The organism is Paenibacillus sp. DP01 (assembly GCF_044784315.1).
GTDB classification, from domain to species: domain Bacteria; phylum Bacillota; class Bacilli; order Paenibacillales; family Paenibacillaceae; genus Paenibacillus; species Paenibacillus polymyxa.
Window position 1 is genome coordinate 2871002 of sequence record NZ_CP173059.1, and the last position, 25424, is coordinate 2896425.

Genomic DNA, 25424 nt, shown 5'->3' on the forward strand with positions numbered 1-25424 from the left:
CCCACCTTATTTATAGGGTGGGCTTTAGACTAATTTGAAATTGAGAGAAATGATTATATTGATTAAAAACATCTGTCACTAGATAAAACATATAAACCTTATTACACGTCAAACTGTTTTTCTCCAAATATTCTTTTACTAATTGAAATGTTTCAATTTCAGTATCTCCTGTGCAATTAATAGTTAAATATTCTCCTTTTGATAATTTAGATACATTAAAGGTATCTTTAAGCAATCTATAATCATCTGATGTTATTAGACGAAATACATCACTGATTTTCCAATTATCATGGTGACATGAATAAATTAATCCATACTGAAACGTTTGGACTGCCAATTCGCCTAATTTTTCATCTAACTTATCGAATGACTTTATCTCATTAAGTTCTCCAACTTGAGTAGATAAACTTAAAAAGTATCTGTCTTTAACTGTTTGAATATTAAATCCATTGTTCATAAGTTCATCTTCAGATGAATGGATAGCTGTCTTTAATATTTCTATTTGTTTATTAAGTTGCTCTAATTTCTTTATTTCTTTATGAATTTCTTCATTTTTCTGTTCTAAGTAAAATTTAAGGTAATTAGTATCGGCTTTAGCAAATAAAGCTTTAATTTCTTTAACACTTACATTACTTTGCTTACAAATTTTTATAATATCCAGATAGATGAATTGATTAATTGTATAATAGCGATAACCGTTATCGGGATTAGTGTATGCAGGTATTAACAAACCAATATTATGATAATAACGTAAAGCTTTTATCGTAACATTTTTTAATCTAGAAACTTCTCCAATTGAAAAATACCTTTTATTATCCATAAATTCCTCCAATAGATCTTATGTATGAAAGTCGTTCTCCTGATACATCAATTCCTATCTTCCTAATAAATCATAAGTTGTGTTCTTATTCAACGGGTCAAAATAGTCAAAACAGCAGCAAACATCATTCCAGCGACATCGTCCACAAACCGACCAACCTACGCAAGCCCTGATGGCAAAAAGGGAACGCCTAAGCATAGAGAACGAATAGCACACAATAAATCGCATTTAAGGGATTTGAATTTGCGTTTTATCCAAAAGCTATGTATAGAATATTAAGATATTGTATACTGTTCAGACTATACTTCCTTGCAACATGTAATGGGAAAGAGGGGAGCATTTATGTATAGAGTGGCTATTTGCGATGATGAGTACAAGCAAAGAGAGCTTGTTAAAAATATGCTGATCGCTTTATCAATCAAAACAAATATAGAATTTAAAGTTGAATTATTCGACTCAGGAGAACAACTAGTATCTCATTATCAAAACCATGAGTCTCCATTCCATATCTTAATATTGGATGTTGAAATGAATGGCATGAACGGAATTCAAACCGCCCGAAAAATAAGGAGTTTAAATCACCTAGATGAACAGATTGTTTTTTTAACGAGCTACCCTGAATATATGGTGGAAAGTTTTGACGTAGTTACATTTCAATATTTAATAAAACCGATTGCTCCCTATATCTTTGAGGAAAAAATAATAAAGCTGTGTCAATATTTTCAAGCTCTCGATAAAAAATTCGTTATCATCAAGTCAGCTTATGAGGAAGTGCTTTTAAAATATGATGATATCATTAGTATTGAAGTGGCCAAAAGCTTGACCATAAAAAACAAGCTGCATTTTGTAACCTCTACACAAACCTATGATAGCAAAGGGATTCTTTCTGATTATGCATCAGCATTAAAGGAACATAATTTTTTACAAATTCATCGTTCGATTATTATAAATTTAATTCATGTCAAAAAATTTGCTGGCGGTGATGTTCTGATGTCAAATGATGTGAAGTTGCCTATTGGACGTTCTAAAATAAAAGAAGTTAAAGATTTGTATACCAAATTTATGATTATGAAGATGCATTAATATGATGGCATATAACTACCTGTTTCTTAACCTATGTGTCGTACTGGTGATGTGCTTTCAGGTCAATTTTTATTTCAACTCGGTTTTTGATAAGTCCAGTCGAAAGCCGAATAGAATGATGTATTTCATTATTTTCGGGTTGTTGAACTTCTTATATTTAACTGTTTATCTGACTCCTACGTTTTCCTCCATTTTGGCGTTATTTGTCATATTTAGCTTGGCTCATTCTTATAACGTGGAAATAAAGACAAAGATCATTTTTTCCATTCTTTATGCTGTGTTGATCACCATCGTTAATCTTTTATCCCTGTATATTTTATATGCTGTAGACTCCGTTAAGATTAGCAACTTTAGTCATTTGAGCGGACAGGATCACTTGATATTTTCTAAGGTTATGCTACTCAGCTGTATTATCATGTTTGCTGTCATTCAGATTATACGGCTATTCGCCAAACGCAGAACCTTCCCTTTGCAGCATCGTTACTATTTTTTATTTTTAATCGTTCCCATCATAAGTATATACCAGGTCAATGTTTTATCTGTTTATAGTGAAAAGAATATGTATTATTTTGGCTCTATTATTGGCTTTATTTCTTTAAATGTTTTTATTATATACATCTTCGATAATGTTATTGAAAAATTCCAGTTAATGCATGAAAATGCTCAACTACAACATCAGATGGACTACCAAGATGCTAACTACGAAAAAACGGTTCACAGCTTCAAAAATATAAAGAGAATCATTCATGATACACATCAACAGTTTTTGTATATTGACGAATGTATCAAGAGAAATGAATTAGCTGAGGCGAGTGAACATATTAAGATCACATTAAATAAAATTGAAGGAGCATATCAAAGGGTTAATACCGGTAATCTGGTTATAGATGCCCTTGTCACGAATAGTCTTAATATTGGACAAGCTAATGGCATAAAGGTAGATACCCAACTTAACTTATATTCACAGAAAGTAAATATTGAACGTTATGATTTATGTGTTGCTCTAGGGAATATGCTGGATAATGCCATAGAAGCATCTAAAAAGGTCAAGATTGCTGAGGACAGGTTCATTCTTATTAAAATACATTCCAATGAATCTGCGCTTTTCATTCACATTCTGAATCATATGGAGAATGAAGTGGCCCATTTGCAAAGTCTAAAATCAAACCCGGATATTCATGGTATTGGCTTAACCAATATATCTAGAATATGTGACAAATATGGTGGTAACATGACCATTGAAACGAAAAATAAAGTATTCGATAATATGGTTTTATTACCATTTTATAAGGACATTCCTTAGACATCTTGTTGTTTAGGGATTGTTTTTTACGTTTAAGGGTGTTTTTTTTTATAGAATCCTCGTTCGTTGTATGATCAGGTCAGTAATAAAGTCTGATGAAGCTATAAGAGGAGGAAATATGGAATGAAGAAAATAATAGCTGTGTTCGTTTCTGCTATGCTTTTTGTGCTGCCAATGACGAATACTTTTGCTCAAGGCACTCCTGAACCCATCAAGGAAAAGGCTCGCAGTCTGGCCTCAGAGCTGGTATCCAAATACGGTGCTAGCGGTGTGCAGTATGCCATTATGGACCATGGAAACATCGTATTATCGGATAGCGTGGGTGTAAAGAATAAAGCAACCAACGAGCCGATCACCAAAGATACGATGTTTGGTATAGGCTCTACAAGCAAAATGTATGTAGCTGCTGCAACGATGATGCTGGTGGATGCCCATAAGGTAGATATTGATCAGCCGCTCACAACATACATTAAGAACTTTACAATGGCCGATGAAAGGTACAAAAAAATTACACCGCGTATGCTGTTAAATCATTCGTCAGGCCTTTACGGTGCCCACTTAAAAAATAGTATGTTATTTAATGACAATGATACAAAAAATCATGATGAGCTCTTGCTAAGGTTGCAATCAGAAACTTTAAAATCAAACCCTGGCGAATATTCCGTATATACCAATGATGGATTTCAATTGCTCGAAATATTGGTTGAGCGGGTGAGCGGTCTAAGTTACACCGATTTCCTGGCAAAGCATATAAATACCCCTTTGGGTTTGAAATCTACCAAAACACCTCTCGATCAATTTGATAGACAACAGCTGTCCAAAACTTATTTTCCTGCGATTGAGGGGGCCTTACCGGTTGAAAATGCCAATGTCATCGGGACAGGGGGCTTATACTCCACCGCAGAAGAGGTGGCTATGTTTTCGGAGGTATTAACAGGGAACAGGCCTGATATTTTATCTGCACAATCGGCGAAGTCCATGCAAAGTCATGAATATCGAAAAGGAATATGGGTGCCTGAAGAGACAAACAGCTTTAATTATGGACTTGGTTGGGATGCGGTTCAGTTGGCACCGTTTAGTGATTACGGAATAACTGCGTTGTCCAAGGGTGGGGATACTGTTTTGTATCATTCTACTTTGATCACCATACCAGAGCATCATATTTCTATGGCTGTGCTTTCATCTGGAGGTTCTTCCATCCTGGATAGTATTTTTGCTTCTAATGTTTTATTGGAGCTTCTAAAAGATAAGGGCATCATTAAAGGCATTCTACCAGGTAAAACCTTTGAACCTCCTGTAAAAGTGGAAATGCCATCTGATTTACTTACTTATTCTGGATTATATGGCACTGTGGGTACAACCATCAATGTAGAAATTAAAAACGGAGAGCTTGAATTACCAGCTTTTCTGGATGGAATAGTCCCGGCGCAAAAATATGTGTATACAGGCAATGGAGAATTCAAAAGCAGTGATGGCAGTGTAGCCATAGGCTTTGACAAACAAAAAAATGGGAAAACGTATATTAAGGCTAACTTCTACGTAAACTTTCCGGGATTAGGTCAAATGGTTATGGTGACTTATGAATATCAAAAGCTGGATGCCAATCCTCTAAATACTACTGTTAAAAAGGCATGGGAACATAGAAACGGGAAAAATTATTATGCCCTGGATGAAAAGATATCTTCTATTTTTTATTTGGCCCCATCATTTATAACGAAAAAAATATCCGTTGATCATGATGGATACGCAAGTGGTACTAAAATTGTGGATGAGAATAAAGCCGTTAATGCTGTTGAGATTCCTGTTATGAGTGGAAGAGATGCATTTGATTTGAATTTTACTACCAAGGATGGTTCAGAGTATTTAACCATAGATGGACAGTCCTACATCAGTGAGGATGCTATTAAACCTGTCCTGGGCGGGAAATCAGTGTACACCATACCATCGAATGGTCAAGCCACATGGTTTAAAATAGATAAAAACGTAGCCCATAAAACGATGACCGTTGATGTTCCAACAAGTGGAGGGTACGCTGTCTATGATGAAAACGGAACGGTTGTAGATTTTTCAACTGCTAGCCATAACAATTCGGTTGTGCTGCCCAAAGGTGGCTTGATCGTTTTGGGTGGCAAGGCAGGGGATAGATTTAAAATCAATTTGAATTAAGCGTGTAGCCGCTCCTGAAAAATTTAGGAGCGGCTATTATGATAGGATGAGTTCTTTATTTTGGATTGTGTGTTTTTTTGTCCCTTTTGCAGTAACACTTACCCCCACGAGGAAGTTACTATATTATGTGATATACTTCATTCCAGGATTTCTGAGGGGTGTTTTTTTTGTTTACTAATGTCCTGCGACAACGACTTTTACGAAATCACATGTGAGATTCTTTTCACTACGGTATATTCACATATTAGTCCATATAAAATGAGAAAAATATCGGGGTATATACAGTTAAATGGATACATTTATCCATAACTCTCTAGATGATATTTCAACCAAGTTTATTCACTACCTCATACATACTACATAGTGTATAAAATATTCTCGAGGAGAGACAGGAACATATATTATTAAATATGATGAACAATAATGGTTAAAATGATGTCATTGCATATACAGCGTGGAATGATGAAGACATGTTTTTTCACGTTTAACAATGTTAAAATAATAGAATAATTGGAGACTTGGCATGAAGAGAAGGCAGGTTGAATCAATGAAACCAAAACTTAACGATGTTGCACAATTAGCTGGAGTTTCACCGACTACGGTTTCTCGCGTACTTAATAATCGTGGCTATATCAGTCAAGAAACGAAGGATCAAGTTCATAAAGCGATGCAGGAGCTAAATTATTTTCCTAATGATGTAGCTCGGTCATTATTTACTAAACGGACAAATCTGATTGGATTAATCATTCCAACTACGAGCAACCCATTTTTCGGAGAGCTGACTTTCCATATAGAGAATATTTGTGCGTCATTAGGCTATAAGCTGTTGCTATGTAACAGCTTAAATCAGCTGGATAAAGAAGAGTCTTATGTAGATATGCTTATGCGAAATCAAGTTGACGGTATTATCGTCGGTACACACAACCGAGGTATCGTAAATTATGAACAGAAGAATATTGCAGTCATTGCGATCGACCGTTTCCTATCCGATTCAATCCCAGTTGTAGGATCGGATAATTATATGGGTGGAAAACTGGCATCAGAGCTGCTTATTGAAAAGGGGTGCAAGCATATCTTACACATAAATGGCCCTGTTGAATTGGAAACACCAGCAAGTTTAAGAAGAAAAGCATATGAAGATGTGATGGAGCAGTATAGTCGAGAGGCAATTACCTATGAAGTACATGATCCCTTTCACCAACAGAATCACGATGAACCGATTAAACGCTTGCTCGATGAACATCCTGAAGTAGATGGATTGTTCGCGAGTAATGACATGGTGGCAGCGTCTTTTATTGCTGAAGCAAGAAGAAGAGGAAAACGGGTTCCTGAAGATATCCGCGTAGTTGGATATGACGGAACAGAAACAACCCGCAATCTTCTCCCTGAATTGACAACCATTCAGCAACCAATACAGGAGATCGCGAGATCTTCCATAGAGTTACTTATTAAAGAAATTGAAGGTGGCTTCAGTGATGTCCCGCGAGAAACCTATCTACCCGTGAAACTCATTGAAGCTAGTACAGCTTAATACAATTCCCATAGTTTTCAGCATTGTGATATAAAATGGAGCTATCCTTATTAGAGTAATTGAAATCAAAGAGGAGAGCTCTTTTTCTTTCGAAAATATGTCAAGCGGTTGACATATGAAAGCGGTTGACATATAATCAGTCTGTAAATACGAAAGTGCTTTCATTTACATTAAATGTTCAACTAAGAGGAGCGTTCGATATGAGAAAGTCAAAGAGCATGTACTGGAAACTAAGTGCCTATTTCTTCTTTTTCTTCTTTACTTGGTCAGCAAGTTATTCATTGTTCTCCATCTGGCTAGGACAAGAAATCAGTCTAAATGGTGCTGAAACAGGTGTTATCTTTACTGTAAACGCTATCTTTGCGCTATGTATGCAACCGCTTTATGGCTATATATCTGATAAAATCGGATTGAAGAAGCATATTTTATTTCTAATCAGTTCTTTGCTCTTATTTGTTGGTCCTTTCTATATCTTTATCTATGGGCCGTTACTTCAATACAATGTATTTCTCGGCGCCATTGTAGGTGGCTTTTACTTGGGTATTGCTTTTTTGGCAGGGATCGGAGCTATTGAATCTTATGTCGAGAAAATCAGCCGAAAATATGAATTTGAATACGGGAAATCTCGTATGTGGGGCTCGCTAGGTTGGGCAGCAGCAACATTTTTCGCTGGTCAGCTCTTCAATATCAACCCTAACATTAACTTCTGGATTGCATCAGTATCTGCTGTCATTCTGTTTATCATTATGATGACAATTAAAGTTGAAATGACAGATTCCGAAATGGAGCGAGCAGAATCTGTTAACTTTAAGCAAATCGGCTATTTGTTTGCAAATAAGCATTTGTGGTTCTTCATTTTATATGTTCTTGGCGTTACCTGTATTTACAATGTGTATGACCAACAGTTCCCAAATTACTTTTCATCGACGTTCTCAACGGTTGCATTAGGCAATCAAGTTTATGGTTACTTAAATTCCCTACAAGTGTTCTTGGAAGCAGGCATGATGTTCTTAGCGCCTTTCATTGTCAACAAAATTGGAGCAAAAAAGGGTCTGATATTGGCAGGATTCTTGATGGCATTCCGGATCATGGGTTCAGGCTTAGTTATTGGACCTTATGGTATCTCAGCTATGAAATTGATTCACGCATTGGAACTGCCAATCATGCTGATTGCCGTATTTAAGTACTTGGCTGCTAATTTCGATACGCGTCTGTCTTCGATCTTGTATCTGGTGGGATTCCAGTTTATGAGTCAGGTAGGAGCTTCGATCTTCTCGCCAATCGCCGGTATGTCTTATGACATTAGAGGTTTTGCAAATACGTACGTGATTATGGGTGTATTCGTATTTGTCTTTACAACAATCTCAATCTTTACCTTAAAGAAAGAACCGAAAAATCTGGATCCCAAGCCTAACAAGCATATTGAAACAGCATAGGAGGAAGACAAATGAACACATATAATAACAATACAAAGCAAGCTGAGGAAGCATTGAAACAGGCAGAAGCAAAAATGAACAAGCGGTACCGGTTAGGTTATCATATTATGGCACCAGCAAACTGGATTAACGACCCCAATGGATTAATCCAATTTAAAGGTGAATATCACGCCTTCTATCAGCATCATCCTTATGATGAGAACTGGGGTCCAATGCATTGGGGTCACGTGAAGAGTAAAGACCTTGTACACTGGGAGCATTGTCCGATTGCATTAGCGCCTGGAGATGCATGTGACCTTGATGGCTGCTTCTCAGGAAGCGCAGTAGATAATAACGGCGAATTGACATTAATCTATACTGGCCATCACTATATTGATCAACCAAACAATATCTTTTTCCAAAATCAAAATGTGGCAGTAAGTACAGATGGCATTCATTTTACAAAACTAGGGCAGAATCCCGTAATCGCTGAACCTCCAACAGATAGCTCACAGCATTTCCGTGATCCGAAGGTATGGAAGCATGAGGATACATGGTACATGATCCTAGGTAACAGCACGAAAGAAGATCTGCCGCGTGTTATTCTATATACATCTCCTGATCTTAGAACTTGGACCTATCATGGTGTGCTTCTGCAGGGAGATAAGAATATGGGCTTCATGTGGGAGTGCCCTGATTTCTTTGAACTGAACGGTAAGCATATATTTATGTTCTCCCCGCAAGGCATTGATGCGCAAGGAGATAAGTACAATAATTTGTTCCAGACGGGATATTATGTTGGCGAATATAATTATGATAGTAATGAATATAAACATGGAGAGTTCATCGAGTTGGATAATGGTCATGACTTCTATGCGGTTCAAACTTTTCTAGATGATCAAGGTCGCCGCATTGCGATTGGTTGGATGGATATGTGGGAATCGGATATGCCGACGAAAGCAGACGGCTGGTCCGGAGCATTGACGATCCCACGTGTAATTACGCTGGGTGCCAATAATAAATTGCTGATGAACCCAGTAGAGGAAATGAAGTTGCTTCGTCAAAGCGAACATGTTTTGCACCAATATTGCGCTATTTCTGGAAGTTACTTGACGGAAGTTGAAGCGGATCTGCTTGAAGTGAAGGTCGTGTTCGACCTGACGAAGTCAAGTGCAGATCTGGTAGGCTTGAAGCTTCGCGGTACAGGTGAGGAGGAAACGGTTATCACTTATTCTATCCCGGGTCAGAAACTTATGCTTGATTGTTCTAAATCAGGCAAAAAGACGGATGGAGTACGTCAAACAGCCTTAAGTGCAGAGGGGCAACTGACGTTACATGTATATCTGGATCGCTCATCCATTGAAATATTTGCTAATGAAGGGCAAGCTACGATGACAAGTCGCATCTATTCGAGTGAAAAACTGCTAGGCATAGAACTCGTAACGGAGGGCGGAGAGGCTCTAGTAAATGAGTTGACATACTGGAAATTGAAAGATATTTGGCAAGCTTAATAACTCGAAGAAAAGGTTGCTTTCTGAGTCCTGGTATTGACTTAGAAAGCAACCTTTTCTTATTGATAGTTAATCTGACTGCTATCGAAAAGAAAATTGAATACGAGCGAGTCTGGCAATAGCGACTTTCCCCGGAAATGCCCATCTACATGATAGCCAATTTTAAACCGAGCCTGGTTTCTGCGTATCTCCAATCATGCCCTTTTGCGAAAAAGTCTGCAAGAGAACGTTTCCATTATTCGGCGTTGGATTCGCTGAAAAGACCACCCCTGCCGGTTTAGCATTTCCCGCAACCCGTAGGAGCATCAAAGGTTAGGATACTCCAAGTTTTGTACTGCTGTCCCGAATTTCTAACTGATGAGATATGGACCAGTGGACAGCCGCCAATTCTTCTCCTCTAATAAGCTTAATGAGATTGCGGGCGGCGACCATGCCAAGTTCGGATGCTGAATATCGGACAGTTGACAATTTAGGCCGGATTATTGTAGCCATGTCAATGTCGTCAAATCCGAAGAAAGAGACCTGTTCAGGTATTTTCACCCCATTTTCAGCCAGAAAGTTCATAGCGCCTATGGCAACTCGGTCCGTTGCGCAGAACACCGCACTAGGCAGTGGGCCTGAATGATAAAGTTTTCTCATAGAGGTTATGCCATCTTCAACTGAAAAGCCGCTTTCCAACACACGTTCGGGGCGTACTGGCAGGTGAGCGGCCTTCAATGCCTGTTCATAGCCCAAAAAACGCTGATTGCTCACTGAAATATCCCCCGCTGGTCCCTGCAGCATCGCGATATCCTGATGACCCTGCTGTATTAGATAAGTTACCGCTTCAAAAGCAGCCGTTATGTTGTCAACATGCACGGAAGGAATGGTTTGGTCTCGGAAATCCCGTCCGACAAGGATGCAGGGAATTCCCGCCGCTTCAATGAGCGCGAATAGCGCATCCCGGATTCCGCTTACCGATATAATAATTCCGCTCGCCTGCATTTCACGGAACATATTGTAATAGTGTAATTCAGAGTCCGCGTCTCCCCCTGACAAGGCGATTATGACATCAAAGCCGTATAGATGCGCTACTTGATTGATGCCTTCAACCATGTCATCAAAAACGTTGTTTTTAATCGCGGGCAGAAGTACCCCAATCAAAGATGTATTATTCTTTACCAATGTCCGTGCTATGGCATTTGGACGGAATTGAGTGGCTTCAAGAACATCCAGAACTCGTTTGCGTATTTCACTGTTGACCGTCTGGCTATTATTGATCACTCTGGAAACTGTAGAAATGGAGACGTTGGCCATTCGAGCCACATCTTTTATAGTCATTTTCATTGTACACACCGACTTTCAAGCAAGTATTTATTTAGAAAATAGGTTCTCAAAGTGGATTGAATTTATTATATCAGTTTATTGAATTGTTTATTGAGTTTAACAAAGATTCTAGAGCAAAGAAAGCGCTTGACCTTGGTTTATAAGGAGAGTATAATCAACTCCGGAAAACGTTTTCTAGTATTTTTTGGACGAACATAGTTGTTTTTACCAATAATCGGCTGGATTCAGGGTATTTCAGCTTGTTTTTTTGATAATTAAGAAAACGTTTTCTTTATAACCTTGAATTGTAGAGAATAACAAGGGAAAAGGAGCATGAGCATGAGAAGTTCAAGCGATATTGTTGTAAGGGGAAATGAGGCTTCAGTGCAAACCGGTTCAATTATTACGCTGAAAGAAAAAATTGGTTATGGATTCGGTGATTTTGCCAGCCAGTTGCTGTTTGCCGCCGCAATGACTTTTCTGTCCTACTTTTACACAGATGTAATCGGGATCAGCGCTGGGGTCATTGGTACTTTAATGCTAGTTGCACGCGTACTGGATGCGTTTATTGATGTCGCGATTGGGGCTTTGATCGATAAAACAAAGAGCAGACACGGGAAGGCACGTCCTTGGTTACTGTGGATGTCCGGGCCATTTGCATTGTCTGGAATTCTCTTGTTCACGGTTCCAAGTGGAAATATGACGATCACTATTCTATACATTTACGTTACCTATCTGCTGATGAACTTTATTTATTCCAGTATTAATGTCCCTTATGGTGTGCTTAATTCCATGATAACGCAGGATTCTTACCAGCGTTCTCTGCTTAATATTTTTCGTATGAGTCTGGCGAATATTGGTGCCTTGCTAATTAATTATTTCACCCTCCCGTTAGTGAAGTCATTCGGCGGCGGTCAAAAAGGGTGGATTTTCACCTTTATTATATTTGGCTTGCTCGGAACCTTCTTATTTCTTGTTACCTTCTTCAGTACCAAAGAAAGGGTTACTCCATCTGTTGTACAAAAGCCAATTCCGTTTGGACGCGCTTTTGGAGCGCTGATGCGTAATAAGTATTGGAAATTGATCCTTGGGTTTGCTGTGGTCTATTTTATAAATAACGCACTGGGCACAGGTATGAATATTTACTACGCACGTTATGTGTTAAAAGACGCCAATCTGATTGGAGTGCTCGGCATATCCTTACTGCTTCCTTCCCTGCTTGGTTATATGCTATTGCCCCCCATCGTCAAGCGGATCGGTAAACGAAATTCCTCCATTATCGGAAGTATCCTCCTTATTGTCGGGTCGCTTGTCATTGCCGTCAGTCCCACAAGTCTGATGGCGGTCTGTCTGGGACTCGTTATTAAAGCGCTTGGACATGCCGCTATTCTCGGAACCTTCTTTGCCATGTTGGCAGATACCATTGAGTATGGCGAATGGAAGACAGGGATGCGCACCGAAGGACTGGTGTACAGTGCGGGTAGTTTCGGCACAAAAGCGGGAGGCGGTTTGGGAGCGGCACTTATCGGTTGGGGGCTGGCATTGGGAGGATATGCTGGTGGACAAGCTACAATCAGTGCTACTGCGCTAGCGTCTATTCATTTCATGTTTATCTACGTTCCAATTATCTTGGCTCTCCTGCAAATTTTATTGCTGGCATTTTACAATCTAGATAAATTATTTCCGGGTATTGTCAAAGAGCTTGAATTCTTAAAAAACGCTGAATAGCTACTGGGTAAATAAGGTAGCCCATGAATGAACTCACCCTATTGTTGAAGTGACTAGCAGTAGGGCAGTTCAAGAGGGGCTACTTTTTTCATTGAAGTAATGGGCAGTATTATTCAGTGGGAGACAAATTAAAACGGCTATTCCCCGATCGGGCAAGAAAATAAGAATATTCGTAAGATGATTAATATTTATAAAAGATCTTTGAATAGAAATTCAGTCGAAACTATCAAATGTGTGCTGTGGCATAACCCTTGGATCATAATAAAGAGTTATCCCTGTATGTAATGGAGAATATGAGTTAGTATATCCTATAACCATTCGGCAGAGGAAGCATCTAATATAAAGTTTAGAAAACGACAGATTATTCAGAGGTTAAAAACAAAGCCTTTAAAGGGTCAATAAACAAACTACCCTACATCATATTCCGAATAAAACGCTTTAAACCTATCTACAAATAACCATTAGAGCAGCGATGTTTCCCATGAGTGAAGTATCGCTGCTTTGCTTTGTTGATTGATGGCATATGCGGATAATCAGTAGGCTGGAATCGTTAATGCGAATGAGTAAATTTCGTAATCTCCAGCATCTGGTCGGTCATATGCGATGCAGAAAATTGAAAGTTAGACTGTACCGTTCTTTCCTAAAGGCACAGACTTTGCCCAAGTATCCGATGTGGCTTTGGAGCGTTCGCTTGATTTAATCAACCATTGCCCGAAAATGTAAGGGGTGGAAAACCGCTCACGAATCTTTCACAAATCCCTTAATGGTTTTTTTTAATATCCTGCAAGTTTGCATTAGATAGAATTTCAGCATTCACTCCGAAGAATGCGTTTCCTGCTTCGGTATCGCCATTAAGATAGTACATAAACCATGCGGTTACATATCCGTCTGCATAGTAAAGCATTTGCCCATGATCGGCATCATTTCTTCTTGCCATCACTTTTGTGACATTATTGGGGATGTCGTTATAAAGTTTTTGCAGGCTTTCCAGAGGTGCAATCTGCTCATCTGTGTTGCCAGTGGAACCAATAATCATAGTTGGTGCTTTGATGAGCGTAGGATCAGACGTCCATTGCAGAGCTTCGCTCATCACGGTCTTCGCGGAACTCAACATTACAGCAGCTTTATAGATGTCAGAATGCTTCTGATCTGTAATAGCGTTTATTACACCGATGCCGCCCTGTGAATGTCCGGTAATACCAATATGGTCGAGGTCTATCTTCTTATAAAAAACATTATCCCCACCATTGATTTTATCTTTGTATTCATTCAAAAGCTCAAGATACCGAACAGACATTTCAGCGGAAAACCCATTCCATGCATACTCTTCTTCTGTGGCAATTGTGATAAATCCCCAAGAGGCAAGATGTTTTTGCAGTGCTTGATATTTAGAGCCTGTGATCCCTGTTCCGTTGACAAATACAACAACGGGGAGCGATCTATTCATTTCGGATATATCCGCTGGAAAAAAAATCTCATATTTCTTAAATGACATCATAGCGGCACTTTCAAAATAACTTACCTCGTGCTCACCCATAGCTATATACTTTGCTTCCAACTCGCCGCCTGTTTTGACTGTTTCCGTATAATTATTCGGAACGGCAGGATTATTTGCTAAGTAAATCAACAAAGCGGCAATCAATACTGCAATGATAAAAATAATACAACCAGTAATTTTCAACATCTTTCTCATGCACGTAAATCTCCTTAACTCTCAATAAATTATAAATTTAGCGTAGGTCTTGTGGATTGTCTGCCTTGTTTCCTTGAAGTAGTATACCTGATCTGAATAAACTGAAAATAAACTGATGTAAGCATAGACCGATTACCGATTAGTTTAGTTATATATCTAAATAAAAAGCATATGTAGTTAACTTGAATAGGTAGCATAATGAAGTACGATTTCTCATTTCATATGACAAAAAGACTCAAGAAGAGATAAACACGGGCGGAAAAGCCTGCTCAGACATATGTTGAAGTCGTATAACCTGAAAGAGATATTGTCTTGTTAAGCGTAATATATAAATAGTAACCTTAAGCGTAATGTATTAGGAAATATTAAACTTCAAATTTAATTAATAAACCTGCTTTTTTGACGGTTATTCTTAAGTTTTTCGTTTTCACTTTGGATAGTAGAGAAGGTAGTTTTTAAAAATAGTACCTTCTCTAAATCTGCACATTTTGTTGCCTCAAACAGAACAGCGGATCTAATCTGTCTTATTCACTCCCCATATATCGTTCCAGGTACTCATTCAACTTTTCTATATATTTTAAATATAGCTTATTGTCATTTTGCAGACCGTGCCCCGAATGAGGAAACTCGAAATAATCATGGGGAACATTGTTTTTTTCCAGTGCGTTGATCAGATATTTTACTGTTCCGAACGGAGCGACCTTATCGTATTTTCCATAGGCAGCTAGCGTTGGTACAGAATTTTTATCAATCCACATAAACGGTGAAATATCTTTGACTGCTTCATCATAGCTTGCTTTTCCTATCATATCTGTTGTAATCGTGTTACCAGACATAACGCTGAATAAGTTTGCTGCTGCCTCTGGATTCTGATCCAAACCGTAGGTAGTCCAGTCCTCTGGATAAAAGCTCGGTGGTCCTACCATCTCAAATACCATTTTTACAGGAATAGGAGAGGTGTCCGCATCACGGTAAGCATACAATAGCGCCAAAGTTCCACCTGCCGAGCCACCGGATATCGCCATTCTATCGAGATTGTAGCCTAACTTTTCCGCTTCCGCTTTTACAACTGGAATACTTTTTTTGATTTCCTGTGACATAGTATATACACTGGCTTCGGGATTATTTTCATTACGCAGCGTATAATTAATACCAGCGGCGACATAACCTTTTGAAGTAAGCCATTTCAGCATATTGGCGTCATCACTTTTGTCACCAGTTGAAAAACCTCCTGCATGGAGATATACGACAAGACCATAGCTTTTCTTTGTATTATCTGCTGGAACATAGAGATCAAATTTATTTTGCTCCTTATCGTCATAGGCGATATCTGAATATGCATGCCCAACGGTGTCATTCCAATGAACTTGCATCTCTCCAGACAGTGGATTGTATGTCATTTTGATGATTGCTGAAGCCGCGAACACAAGAATAAAAACACCAACATAAATAGATCCCCACAACATTTTTTTTCTGCCTTTTCTCTCATTTTTCATAAGAAGTTACCTCCAAACAGTGTACCGCCGAGCAAAAAATTCATAAATGCCCGCACTGCAAGACGGCCCAAAACGGCAGCTACGATGATAACTAAAATCAGAATAACCATGTGTTTTTGTGAAAGTGTCATCTCTTAATCTCCTTATCAATTTCTTCGTGATGTTACCCCTTGAGTTGTTTTATCCTAATGTTCAGACTTTTTTCCGTGCCGGAATTTGGGCCTTTTTACAACATACCGAACTATACGCTAGGGAGCTGATATCGATTGGTCACTTAATTGGCTCAACTACAATTTTAACAAGAGTGATCAGAGGTCCTTTGTTATCATATTTTCTCCTTTATCTAGAATACATCCGTTGTATGAACTCCATAAAATAGACGTATCATTTTTTGTGTAACAAATGTATCATTGGTTAAAATCAGAATCAATGAATCAATAGAAAATGATACAGAAAGGAAAAAATGTAACGTGGAAGATAAAAGATTGAAAAACACACATGTGAAGCTTCAAATTACAAAATCACTTCTTGATTTGTTGAAAATGAAAGAACTTAAGGCGATTTCAATCAGTGATCTTACCTCAACAGCACAAGTAAGTCGCGTTTCGTTTTACAGGAATTATGATGAAAAAGAAGATGTGCTGAAAGAATATCTTTATAAATTAATAGACAGTTGGTATAAGGAATATCAAGATAGTGGTGGTACATCGGAAGATGAACTTTTGGGGAGTTTGTTTGGACACTTTAGTAAAAATAGAGAGTTTTATCTGCTTCTTAGCCAAAGGAAATTGTTCTATCTGCTGAAGGAAATACTCAAAGAACTATTCGGACCAAAACCAGAATATCCAAACTTCGGTGCTTATGTAGCAGCTTATTTTTCATATGGATTGTTCGGATGGATTGAAGAATGGTTTGCTAGAGGTATGCAGGAAACTTCAGAAGAGATGACTTTACTTCTGAAAAATCGTGATTTAAATAAAAATTAATCTCCTGAGGTTGTTGGGATTTGGACATTTTCCAGAAGTGAATAATCCCATTTTCTCAATTTAGATGCTGAGAAAATGGGATTATTTCTAGGGTGAAGGAAGAATCACTTCAAAAGTTGTACCTGTGTCATCTGAGCTTGCAACCCGGATCGTCCCACCATGCAGTATAACAATCTTTTGCGCAATACTTAAACCCAATCCATTGCCCGGGGAGGCGTGAGAAGGATCTCCTTGATAGAATTTATCAAATATGTGTTTTTGCTGATAGGCATCAATCTCTGGACCGTTGTTGTGAATAGATATACTAACATGTTGAATCTTCGAATTCATATCGATTGTGATCTCGGAATTCGAAGTCGAATACTTAATGGCATTGTCCAGAAGATTGATCCAAACTTGACTAAGCATATCTTCATTTGCAGTAACCATCAGTTCAGACGAATCAAACTGAAAGCTTATATTTTTCGCCGACCATTTCGGCTCCAACAATACAATAACCGTTCGGATGTGTTCGGTTAAGTTAAAAGTCGTTTTCTCAGTGATGATGGCTTGGCTTTCGATCTTGGATAACTGAAGCACATTTGTGGCAAGTTCTGCCAAACGTTCCGATTCATTGATGATGATATCCAAATACTCATTGCGTTCCTCATCTGATAAGTTTTTTCTTTTCAAAACTTTCGCGTACCCTCGTAAGGAAACGATCGGTGTTTTAAATTCATGCGAAAAATTATTAATAAAATCGGACCGCAGCATTTCAAGACTACCGAGTTCTTCAGCCATGTGATTAAAACTTCTGTTCAACTTTCTTAACTCTTTTGGCCCCTTAAGGTGAATACGGACGGAAAAATTCCCTTTGGCCAGCTCTTCAGAAGCATGTATAACTTTTCGAATGGGAGAGAGCGGGATTCGGCTAAATATCAACGATGCAAGAATACTGACCAGAATACTCACTGTTCCAAAATATGTAACAAGCACTAAGCCACCTCCTGAATTTGGATCTTCGGCAGGAGGGGAACTGTAGAGTCCGATATACACGAAAAACACGACAATGACCAACGAAAGAAAAATGGATATGAGCAAAATAAACAACACAATGAACGTAAACATAAAAGTTAGTCCAAACCCACGTAAAGATCTCTCTCTGATAAAGTTTATTATCCTTCTACTCACTATGTTTTACCGCCTTATAGCCAATTCCTCGGATGGATATGATTTCAAATTCCGGATAATCGCCAAATCGCTTTCTTAAACGGTTGATGTGAACATTTAACGTGATATCACTTGTTTCAGAGTCCATGCCCCAAATTTCATCCATTAGCTGAATGCGGGTGAAAATTTTATCTGGGTACGACAGCAATTTGTACAATAAATAAAATTCCTTCTGCGGCAGTGTCTGCACTTCATTCTCTCTTGACACCGATAATTCATCGTATTGCAACGTGATTTTTCCTATTTGAAGCTTCCGTTCATTCTGGATCTTGGCTCGCCGAAGCAAAGCCTTAATCCGAAGTAGCATTTCGTCTTCGTCGACAGGTTTGACCATGTAATCGTCTGTTCCTGCCATAAAGCCTTTACGTTTGTCTGCCGGTAAATGTTTGGCACTAACCATCAGAATAGGAATATCATTTTTGCTCTCGCGGATCGTTTGAGTCAACTCGAATCCATCCATTTGAGGCATCATGATATCAAGAACAATTAAATCAATATGCTGCTTGTCTAATAATTCTAATGCCACGATGCCATTCTCCGTCAAAAACACCTCGTATCCTGCAGACCCAATGATAGTTTTCATTAATTTGGCCGTATTTTTATCGTCTTCTACAACGAGAATTTGAAACATTCCCCTCAATCCTTTCCGTTACTCTTTAGTAACTGAACTGGCATTCTATCACAATGTACTGCTTGAAGTGAACAACGAGCACGACGCTTTTGTTTATTTTCAGTTTATATACTCATGGTAATATATGTCCAGCGAAGTACAATTCATCAAACCCCCGGATGTTCTGAATATCTAATATTTTCATTTGATTGTAAAATTAGGTGTTTGCCGGAGGCGCTGCTGAATATTCTGCTGGGCATCTACCCCGCTGCGGCAGGCCAGAATCGCAATGGTGAGATCCGCGAGCAGAAGTACGGCCATTCCCGTAGGCACGGCCCTTGCCCAGAGCTGGAACCCGGCGGTTTGCCAGGAGTGCGGCGACATTGTGGGGGAGGAGATGAAACGGTTAGGCGTGCACCTGTGGCTGGCACCGGCGATGAACATCCATCGCAATCCACTCTGTGGCAGGAACTTTGAGTATTTCTCGGAGGATCCTCTTATCAGCGGCAAATTGGCGGTTGGTATCATCTTGGGAGCCCAGAAACATCCGGGCTGCGGTGCCACGGTCAAGCATTTTGTCTGCAACAACCAGGAAACCAACCGCTTCAATTCCAATAGCGTGGTCAGCGAACGGGCAATGACATCATGATGCCTGGCGGCAGGAAAACCATGAAGGTTTGATGAACGCTTTGAACAATGAGACGGCAGCCTATCCGCTGACCCGCGCAAATCTGGAGAAGTGTCTTCGAGAGAGGCGCAGAACCCTCTATGTTTGTTATAATGACATATTTTATATTGTTTCTTCTAAGACATTAAGGGGATGAATACTGAAGATAATGCCGTATTTGAAGGCAAAACGATTGCCAGATAATTTGCCGGTATATAATTATGCACCCGATGTTGTATAGTTTATTTCATATTAGCTTAATGTTAGTAAAGGTGTAAAACAGCAGACATTAATTAATGGTGTTTGCTGTTTTTTTTATCAGCATGTTACATTTAATGCTTTATGTATCGTTTTGTCTTGGTTTATTGATTCAACTATTATCTGATGATACATTTGTTACACGAAAAAACTATCATCATACTCAGGAGGAAATAGTGAAAATATTAAAAAGGATATTGTTAGTTGTGTTTATCATAGTTATTGTAATTATTCTGGCAGTTATAGCGTTGTTTGCATTTCAGTCATACCGCTTTGATAATTATTATAAGTTTGTAAAGACTGATAAGCCAATAGAGGCACAATATACAGCTCTTGGACCAAATGAGGTTTCTTCTGTAGAATTCGATGCAGAAAATGATACCTATAAAAAATATGAAATTTGGTATCCGTCCGAAATGAAAGATCGTTCATCTGCATATCCTCTCGTTGTATTGGCAAACGGGACGGGAACCCCGGCATCAAAATATAAATCTGTTTTTAAACATCTTGCATCATGGGGGTTTATTGTTGTTGGCAATGAGGACTTGAATTCTCGAACGGGAGCTTCATCGTCTGCAAGCCTTGACTTTATGCTAAAGCTGAATGAGGATAGGGAGAGCGATTTTTATGGGAAAATTGATGTTGATAACATTGGGATCGGCGGACATTCGCAGGGAGGCGTGGGAACAATAAATGCCGTAACCAATCAGGAGAACGGTGATTTCTACAAAGCTATGTTTACGGCAAGCGCCACTTCAAGCTTCTGGGGACAGCAAAGCCAATTGGGAACCGATTGGAGTTACGACGTATCCAAGATCAAAATCCCTTACTTCATGGTTGCTGGTACGGGAGATTTTGATGCGGGAACTGCAGAAGACATAACGGCTACAGAAGGGCAAGGAATTACTCCGCTTTGGTCACTTAATACGAATTATTCCAATATTCCCGATACGGTAACCAAAGTTATGGCTAGGCGCGTAAACACTGACCACAGCGATATGGTGAACCATGCAGACGGATATATGACAGCCTGGTTTATGTATTGGCTGAAAGGTGATGTACAAGCGGGTAACGCATTCTTTGGTGACGATGCAGAGTTACTTGAAAATGCGAACTGGCAGGATGTTATTAGAAGTCAATGAATTATTTTTATATACAATTACAACAATGTTATATACCTGATAAAGGACTGGATTCCAGTCCTTTTTTAGTTGAGTTGGAATTACTTCGTAAGATTGCTACAGAACAGAAATATTAAGTTAAAAATATCCGTTTGTGTTTTATTTGGTTATAGGCATCATCATATCAGTTTATTTTCAGTTTATTCAGATCAGGTATATTACTTCAAGGAAAATAAGACACAAGACAGTAGACATCCTCAACAAATATCAAGGAGAATTCAATGAGAAAAATGATTAAAATAATAGGCATGTGTATATTGATATTCATTCTTTTGATCGTGGGACTGAGAATTAAAAATGTGTTATTCCCTCCAAAAGTTGATAGCAGTGAACTAGATATTGATAAGATATTTGCACAACAGGCGCAATCCCAAGAAGGACTTCATCCTCTTGAAAATATTGAGCAGAGAACCATTGATATAAAATACATCAACAAGGACAATATAGTGGACACCCGACAAATGAGGCTCTATATTCCGAAGGATGCGGAGCAGCCGATCCCCGTCATCTATATTCCTCACTATGAAATGACCGAGGATGCTGTGGAATTGCGCAAGTATCTAGCTGAAGGGTGGATGGTTGCTTCACCGACGAAATTTGATAATAAATACAACGGTCAGCTGACCGATGATGATCTGGTTTTCAATAATGCCGCCTTATATACGCTTCGTCATATGGAAGAAGTCGATCATCAAAGAATCGCCCTCGTTGGGGGCAGCGCAGGTGGATACACGACACTGATGCTTAACGCTTTGCAAATGGGGATTAATGCTTCGATCGCGAATTCACCGATTGCTAATGTGTACTTTAATTTTTATCAGTATTTTCCCGAAGGAAACCAATTGAACAACAACAAGATGGGCTGGGTTATGCTTAAAGGATTGTTTAAAATGATCACTGCGGAGATAACGGCGAAAGAAATGCTGAAAACGATGATGGACTTACCGATTCCGTTTCTAGGTATGGTATCCGGCATGTTTGAGCCGATCTTAGATAATTTTCCGGATAAAGAAGACATCTCAAGATGGGAAGCATTCTCCCCGGTTGCACTGGCAAATCATTTTAGTAGTCCTCTGGTCATCAATCATGTTACGTCTGATGTTTTGGTTCCAGTCGATCAGATTTCAAGACGATTCACCTATGAAGAAAACGGAAGTTCAATGCCGGAGGGGTTTTCGACAAGACTGAATAGCAGCTATCCGGGAGTTCTCGGACATACTTTGGAAGAAGAACTGCCTTCAGACCTCACAAGAACAGTGCACATTATTATTACTGACCCGGATAAAGACAGCATACTTCCTTATGACAGTAAGAAACCGTTCAACCTGAACATTTACGACGATGGAACTGTAGAATCTTACGGGAGCCACCGAGCGACATCCGGAACAGGTGTAACCGATGATATTCCGTATCTCAGAGATATGCTCTCCCGTAGCTTGGCAGAAACAGAAATGCTGCTACCTGGAAAGCTTCTTCTGCTTTTGGATCGTTATCAGGGAGAGAGTATACAATTACCTGCTCATCAAGGAATTGATGATACTGTTTATTGCTCCCTTGTCATTTATCAGCAGGAAGTCGTAGAGGAATTAAATCAGTGGGCAGAAAACCATTCTATGAATGAATTGAATCATTTTATTCAGGGATCAATCACAGATATCGATGATACCATATTAAAGAACCAGTACACAGCCACATGGAAAGAGATAAAGGAAAAATTATCACGAATGTAAATTAGTTACTGCAGCATCTCGTTAAAAATTTAACAGGATGCTGCAAACTTGATTTATTTAGCTGGCTCTGAATGAAGGACGAGATGTGGATACACAGAAAAGGGCAGCAGAAACAATACATTAGCTATCCTGCCAATATGTGATTTTATTATTTGTAATCTGCGTTTATCGTTGTTTCTTTCCATTGTTCTATGCTGGCAAGCATGTTGTTAAATTTATAGGTTGATGCATCATAGGCTTGTTGAACAAGCAACAAATGAAGTGGAGGTTTCGTTGTTTCCACGACTTTAATAACCGCTTCAGCAGCCTTTACAGGATCTCCAGCTTCTTGACCAGCACCAAGTTGAATACCTTGCAGCATATGGCCGACAATAGATTCTTTAAGCTCAGGTATGCTTGTCTCAGTCTTGGCAGAAGAACGGCCACCCCAATCTGTACGAAACTGCTTGGCTCCATTAAAGTCACATAAATATTAAAAGGAGCCAGTTCTTGCGCAAGACTTTCGGAAATACCTTCAACGGCGTATTTTGTTGCGTGATAATACCCGAGAGTTGGGAAGGAAGTTAGACCGCCAATGGACGAGAAGTTTATAATGTGACCACTTTTTTGTGAGCGCATGTAGGGAAGTACAGCATTCGTAATATGCATGAGTCCCCAGAAGTTAATTTCGAACATCTTACGCGTTTCTTCTTCTACGCTTTCCTCAACAGAGCTAAAATATCCGATACCTGCATTGTTCACGAGCACATCAATACGTTTAAACTTCTCAATCGTATGGTCAACCGCATTTCGGATCTGTTCCGGATTAGTGACGTCGAGTGGGAGAGCGAGCACATGATCTTCATGCCCGGCTGTAAGCTCTGTTATCTGCTCAACATTACGGGCGGTTACTACGACTTTATAACCTGCATCAATCGTTTGCTCCGCGATGTGTCGACCAAATCCTGTTGAACATCCTGTGATAAGCCATACTTTTTGTTCTGACAATGTAATCACTCCTTCAAGTTAATAATCATACTTTAAATCTTAAAGTTAACTTGAAGTCAACACTAATTTTGAATAATTAATATCAGCAGTCTATTTCATCTTTTTGTCTTTCTGCAGCTATAATTGGGTTACTTCAACAGAGTTTGTTATATTTAATCGTGAGCGTGATACAGCCATTGCTTCCTTGATTTTGGGATCTGGATTGAGACTATCCGAAGTGGTTGGCGCTAACATTGAAGATGTAGACTTGACTGAAAATTTACTACGAGTAATCCGTAAAGGCGGTAAGGAGCAGTATGTTTACTTTAGTGACTTGCATTATATGACATCAAAGAATATATAAAAATTAGAGATCAAAGGTATAAACCCAGCTCAAAGAGATAGCCTTATTTATAGCTGCTCCTGTAGGAAGAAAAGGAGGCACACGAAGACTTACTCAAAGATCCATAGAAAAGTTAATTCAAAAATATGCTAATCTTTATGGTAAAGTGATGTTCCAAAACTGAAGGATCAACTAGGTCATTTATCAGTACAGACAACGATGATATATACACATTTATCAGATGACGATCTGAAGACAGCGGTTAATAAAATGGATTTAGATTTTTTTATGCATTAACTCTAAGTTCAATTGTAATTCAGTAGATGATTATTGAAGATAAAGTTATTGCATAAAGGATGGATGATATGATTTATGCCACAACTTTATCTTCATTTTTACTTATGCAATAATCTTAAGTTCACTAATGCAATAAAGTTAACTTCAACGGACACAACTGCAGCAGAAAACTACATCTATAAGGTTCTCTTCAGACATATTCACAAAACCCGTATTTTGTACATATGTATAACATGATCTTCGGAGATAAAAATGCCTAACATAAACGTTTTTTTTAAAATTGACACAAAGTTCCCTACCAAAAATTAAAAATCCCTTATAAAACAAGGGATTTCTTGGTTGGTAATTTTATGTCATTCTACAGGAAACTTGTTTACTGAGGTTATAAGTGACTCCAAGTTCGCATAATCGTTTATGTCTTTTGCAACCTCGAATAAATTTATCTTTTTCATTTATATTTCAATCATTCCCAAGCATTATGATGTATTAGATTATTTAGATTTCGACGCCTCTCCCAATTTACTTGCTCTAGGATTGGTTTTGTAGGATAAAAATCCGTGTAACCTAATGAAATCAATGTAATAGGATCAATATGTGGTGGAATATTCAGTATTTCCCGTACGTCTGTTTTCTTGTAAAAACTCACCCACCCCATTGCTATTCCTTCTGCATAAGACGCCAACCACATATTTTGGATACAACAGGCTACGGATAGAATATCAGTTTCAGGAATAGAATTTTGGCCCAATTACATGTCCGCCACCTCTTGTTGGATCACATGTAATACAGAGCGTTATAGGTGCTTCCCTTATACCCTCTAATTTTAACGAGAGAAATCTTTTCTTTTTTTCATCTTCATAGTGTATGGACAAGGCCTGTATTTCTTTATGACATGCATGCGCCAATCGTTCTTTAACTTCTTGAGAGTCAATTACAATAAAATCCCAAGGTTTCATAAAACCAACGGAAGGTGCATGATCCAGCCATTAATATGTTGTTTAACTTATCTCTGGATATGGGTTTTCTATTAAATGATCGAATATCTCTCCTTTCAAAAATGGCTTTAAATATTCCTTTTCTCTCATAAACATTTAACAACTTAATTCCTCACTTAAAACAAAAATCC

At 38.7% G+C, this 25424-nt stretch carries 19 protein-coding genes and 2 pseudogenes; 12 read left to right on the plus strand and 9 right to left on the minus strand.

The features are described 5' to 3' along the window. Positions 1–10: 10 nt before the first annotated feature. On the minus strand, positions 11–820 hold the full coding sequence (locus tag ACH59B_RS12515) for a helix-turn-helix domain-containing protein (RefSeq protein ID WP_404303906.1): 810 nt from the start codon (positions 818–820) through the stop codon (positions 11–13). A 342-nt stretch (positions 821–1162) separates the two neighbouring features. Here ACH59B_RS12515 and ACH59B_RS12520 point away from each other — a divergent pair, with 342 nt between their 5' ends. From ACH59B_RS12520 to ACH59B_RS12545, 6 genes are all read left to right on the plus strand, one after another. After that, complete coding sequence (locus ACH59B_RS12520; protein ID WP_017426931.1) at positions 1163–1903, plus strand: LytTR family DNA-binding domain-containing protein; 741 nt, start codon at positions 1163–1165, stop codon at positions 1901–1903. Between the two features lies 1 nt (position 1904). Then, complete coding sequence (locus ACH59B_RS12525) at positions 1905–3206, plus strand: ATP-binding protein (RefSeq protein ID WP_044785901.1); 1302 nt, start codon at positions 1905–1907, stop codon at positions 3204–3206. 123 nt (positions 3207–3329) lie between these two features. Beyond that, the gene (locus ACH59B_RS12530; protein WP_044785902.1) at positions 3330–5372 is read left to right on the plus strand and encodes a serine hydrolase; all 2043 of its coding nucleotides are present in this window, start codon (positions 3330–3332) and stop codon (positions 5370–5372) included. Between the two features lie 547 nt (positions 5373–5919). After that, positions 5920–6903 carry a LacI family DNA-binding transcriptional regulator gene (locus ACH59B_RS12535; protein WP_029515032.1) on the plus strand — a complete coding sequence of 328 codons (984 nt, stop codon included), beginning with the start codon at positions 5920–5922 and terminating at the stop codon, positions 6901–6903. 200 nt (positions 6904–7103) lie between these two features. Next, positions 7104–8339 carry an MFS transporter gene (locus ACH59B_RS12540; protein WP_044785903.1) on the plus strand — a complete coding sequence of 412 codons (1236 nt, stop codon included), beginning with the start codon at positions 7104–7106 and terminating at the stop codon, positions 8337–8339. 11 nt (positions 8340–8350) lie between these two features. Further along, complete coding sequence (locus ACH59B_RS12545; RefSeq protein ID WP_019687286.1) at positions 8351–9829, plus strand: sucrose-6-phosphate hydrolase; 1479 nt, start codon at positions 8351–8353, stop codon at positions 9827–9829. A 312-nt stretch (positions 9830–10141) separates the two neighbouring features. Here the strand turns inward: ACH59B_RS12545 and ACH59B_RS12550 are convergent, their stop codons facing one another. Further along, positions 10142–11155: a LacI family DNA-binding transcriptional regulator gene (locus ACH59B_RS12550; protein WP_080561166.1), complete on the minus strand. Its 1014-nt coding sequence runs from the start codon at positions 11153–11155 to the stop codon at positions 10142–10144. A gap of 318 nt (positions 11156–11473) precedes the next feature. Between ACH59B_RS12550 and ACH59B_RS12555 the strand changes: the two genes are divergently transcribed. Beyond that, positions 11474–12862 (plus strand): MFS transporter, encoded by a 1389-nt coding sequence (locus tag ACH59B_RS12555; RefSeq protein ID WP_045245378.1) that lies wholly within the window; start codon positions 11474–11476, stop codon positions 12860–12862. 760 nt (positions 12863–13622) lie between these two features. Here the strand turns inward: ACH59B_RS12555 and ACH59B_RS12560 are convergent. From ACH59B_RS12560 to ACH59B_RS12570, 3 genes are all read right to left on the minus strand, one after another. After that, positions 13623–14555, minus strand: coding sequence for a chlorophyllase/cutinase-like alpha/beta fold protein (locus ACH59B_RS12560; protein WP_244944251.1), 933 nt, complete (start codon positions 14553–14555; stop codon positions 13623–13625). A gap of 524 nt (positions 14556–15079) precedes the next feature. Beyond that, positions 15080–16051, minus strand: coding sequence for an alpha/beta hydrolase (locus ACH59B_RS12565; protein WP_404301690.1), 972 nt, complete (start codon positions 16049–16051; stop codon positions 15080–15082). Then, positions 16048–16182, minus strand: coding sequence for a hypothetical protein (locus ACH59B_RS12570; RefSeq protein WP_260484560.1), 135 nt, complete (start codon positions 16180–16182; stop codon positions 16048–16050). The genes ACH59B_RS12565 and ACH59B_RS12570 overlap by 4 nt, the downstream gene beginning before the upstream one ends. Positions 16183–16521: 339 nt before the next feature. Between ACH59B_RS12570 and ACH59B_RS12575 the strand changes: the two genes are divergently transcribed. Beyond that, entirely contained in the window at positions 16522–17037 is a 516-nt protein-coding gene (locus ACH59B_RS12575; RefSeq protein ID WP_019687294.1) for a TetR/AcrR family transcriptional regulator, read from the plus strand. Positions 17038–17124: 87 nt separating this feature from the next. On the opposite strand, the gene ACH59B_RS12580 is transcribed toward ACH59B_RS12575, so the two are convergent. After that, positions 17125–18012 carry a HAMP domain-containing sensor histidine kinase gene (locus ACH59B_RS12580; RefSeq protein ID WP_243537225.1) on the minus strand — a complete coding sequence of 296 codons (888 nt, stop codon included), beginning with the start codon at positions 18010–18012 and terminating at the stop codon, positions 17125–17127. A 187-nt stretch (positions 18013–18199) separates the two neighbouring features. After that, positions 18200–18877, minus strand: coding sequence for a response regulator transcription factor (locus ACH59B_RS12585; protein WP_016820900.1), 678 nt, complete (start codon positions 18875–18877; stop codon positions 18200–18202). A 268-nt stretch (positions 18878–19145) separates the two neighbouring features. Between ACH59B_RS12585 and ACH59B_RS12590 the strand changes: the two genes are divergently transcribed. From ACH59B_RS12590 to ACH59B_RS12600, 3 genes are all read left to right on the plus strand, one after another. Beyond that, on the plus strand, positions 19146–19505 hold the full coding sequence (locus ACH59B_RS12590) for a glycoside hydrolase family 3 N-terminal domain-containing protein (protein WP_107733594.1): 360 nt from the start codon (positions 19146–19148) through the stop codon (positions 19503–19505). A 452-nt stretch (positions 19506–19957) separates the two neighbouring features. Continuing rightward, on the plus strand, positions 19958–20923 hold the full coding sequence (locus ACH59B_RS12595) for an alpha/beta hydrolase (protein WP_026065422.1): 966 nt from the start codon (positions 19958–19960) through the stop codon (positions 20921–20923). A 260-nt stretch (positions 20924–21183) separates the two neighbouring features. Continuing rightward, entirely contained in the window at positions 21184–22692 is a 1509-nt protein-coding gene (locus tag ACH59B_RS12600; RefSeq protein ID WP_164965157.1) for a S9 family peptidase, read from the plus strand. A 309-nt stretch (positions 22693–23001) separates the two neighbouring features. Here the strand turns inward: ACH59B_RS12600 and ACH59B_RS12605 are convergent, their stop codons facing one another. Then, positions 23002–23679: an SDR family NAD(P)-dependent oxidoreductase gene (locus ACH59B_RS12605; RefSeq protein WP_404301696.1), complete on the minus strand. Its 678-nt coding sequence runs from the start codon at positions 23677–23679 to the stop codon at positions 23002–23004. Positions 23680–23830: 151 nt separating this feature from the next. Between ACH59B_RS12605 and ACH59B_RS12610 the strand changes: the two are divergent. After that, positions 23831–24298, plus strand: a pseudogene (locus ACH59B_RS12610) (tyrosine-type recombinase/integrase); the annotation flags it as partial. Positions 24299–24761: 463 nt separating this feature from the next. On the opposite strand, the pseudogene bluB reads toward ACH59B_RS12610, so the two are convergent. Further along, a pseudogene (gene bluB / locus ACH59B_RS12615) lies at positions 24762–25396 on the minus strand (5,6-dimethylbenzimidazole synthase). Positions 25397–25424 lie beyond the last annotated feature (28 nt).

Coding starts and splice junctions, on each gene's coding strand:
- ACH59B_RS12515 (WP_404303906.1), bottom strand. CDS start 820: ATGGATAATAAAAGGTATTTTTCAATTGGAGAAGTTTCTAGATTAAAA.
- ACH59B_RS12520 (WP_017426931.1), top strand. CDS start 1,163: ATGTATAGAGTGGCTATTTGCGATGATGAGTACAAGCAAAGAGAGCTT.
- ACH59B_RS12525 (WP_044785901.1), top strand. CDS start 1,905: ATGATGGCATATAACTACCTGTTTCTTAACCTATGTGTCGTACTGGTG.
- ACH59B_RS12530 (WP_044785902.1), top strand. CDS start 3,330: ATGAAGAAAATAATAGCTGTGTTCGTTTCTGCTATGCTTTTTGTGCTG.
- ACH59B_RS12535 (WP_029515032.1), top strand. CDS start 5,920: ATGAAACCAAAACTTAACGATGTTGCACAATTAGCTGGAGTTTCACCG.
- ACH59B_RS12540 (WP_044785903.1), top strand. CDS start 7,104: ATGAGAAAGTCAAAGAGCATGTACTGGAAACTAAGTGCCTATTTCTTC.
- ACH59B_RS12545 (WP_019687286.1), top strand. CDS start 8,351: ATGAACACATATAATAACAATACAAAGCAAGCTGAGGAAGCATTGAAA.
- ACH59B_RS12550 (WP_080561166.1), bottom strand. CDS start 11,155: ATGAAAATGACTATAAAAGATGTGGCTCGAATGGCCAACGTCTCCATT.
- ACH59B_RS12555 (WP_045245378.1), top strand. CDS start 11,474: ATGAGAAGTTCAAGCGATATTGTTGTAAGGGGAAATGAGGCTTCAGTG.
- ACH59B_RS12560 (WP_244944251.1), bottom strand. CDS start 14,555: ATGAGAAAGATGTTGAAAATTACTGGTTGTATTATTTTTATCATTGCA.
- ACH59B_RS12565 (WP_404301690.1), bottom strand. CDS start 16,051: ATGAAAAATGAGAGAAAAGGCAGAAAAAAAATGTTGTGGGGATCTATT.
- ACH59B_RS12570 (WP_260484560.1), bottom strand. CDS start 16,182: ATGACACTTTCACAAAAACACATGGTTATTCTGATTTTAGTTATCATC.
- ACH59B_RS12585 (WP_016820900.1), bottom strand. CDS start 18,877: ATGTTTCAAATTCTCGTTGTAGAAGACGATAAAAATACGGCCAAATTA.
- ACH59B_RS12590 (WP_107733594.1), top strand. CDS start 19,146: ATGGTGAGATCCGCGAGCAGAAGTACGGCCATTCCCGTAGGCACGGCC.
- ACH59B_RS12600 (WP_164965157.1), top strand. CDS start 21,184: ATGAGAAAAATGATTAAAATAATAGGCATGTGTATATTGATATTCATT.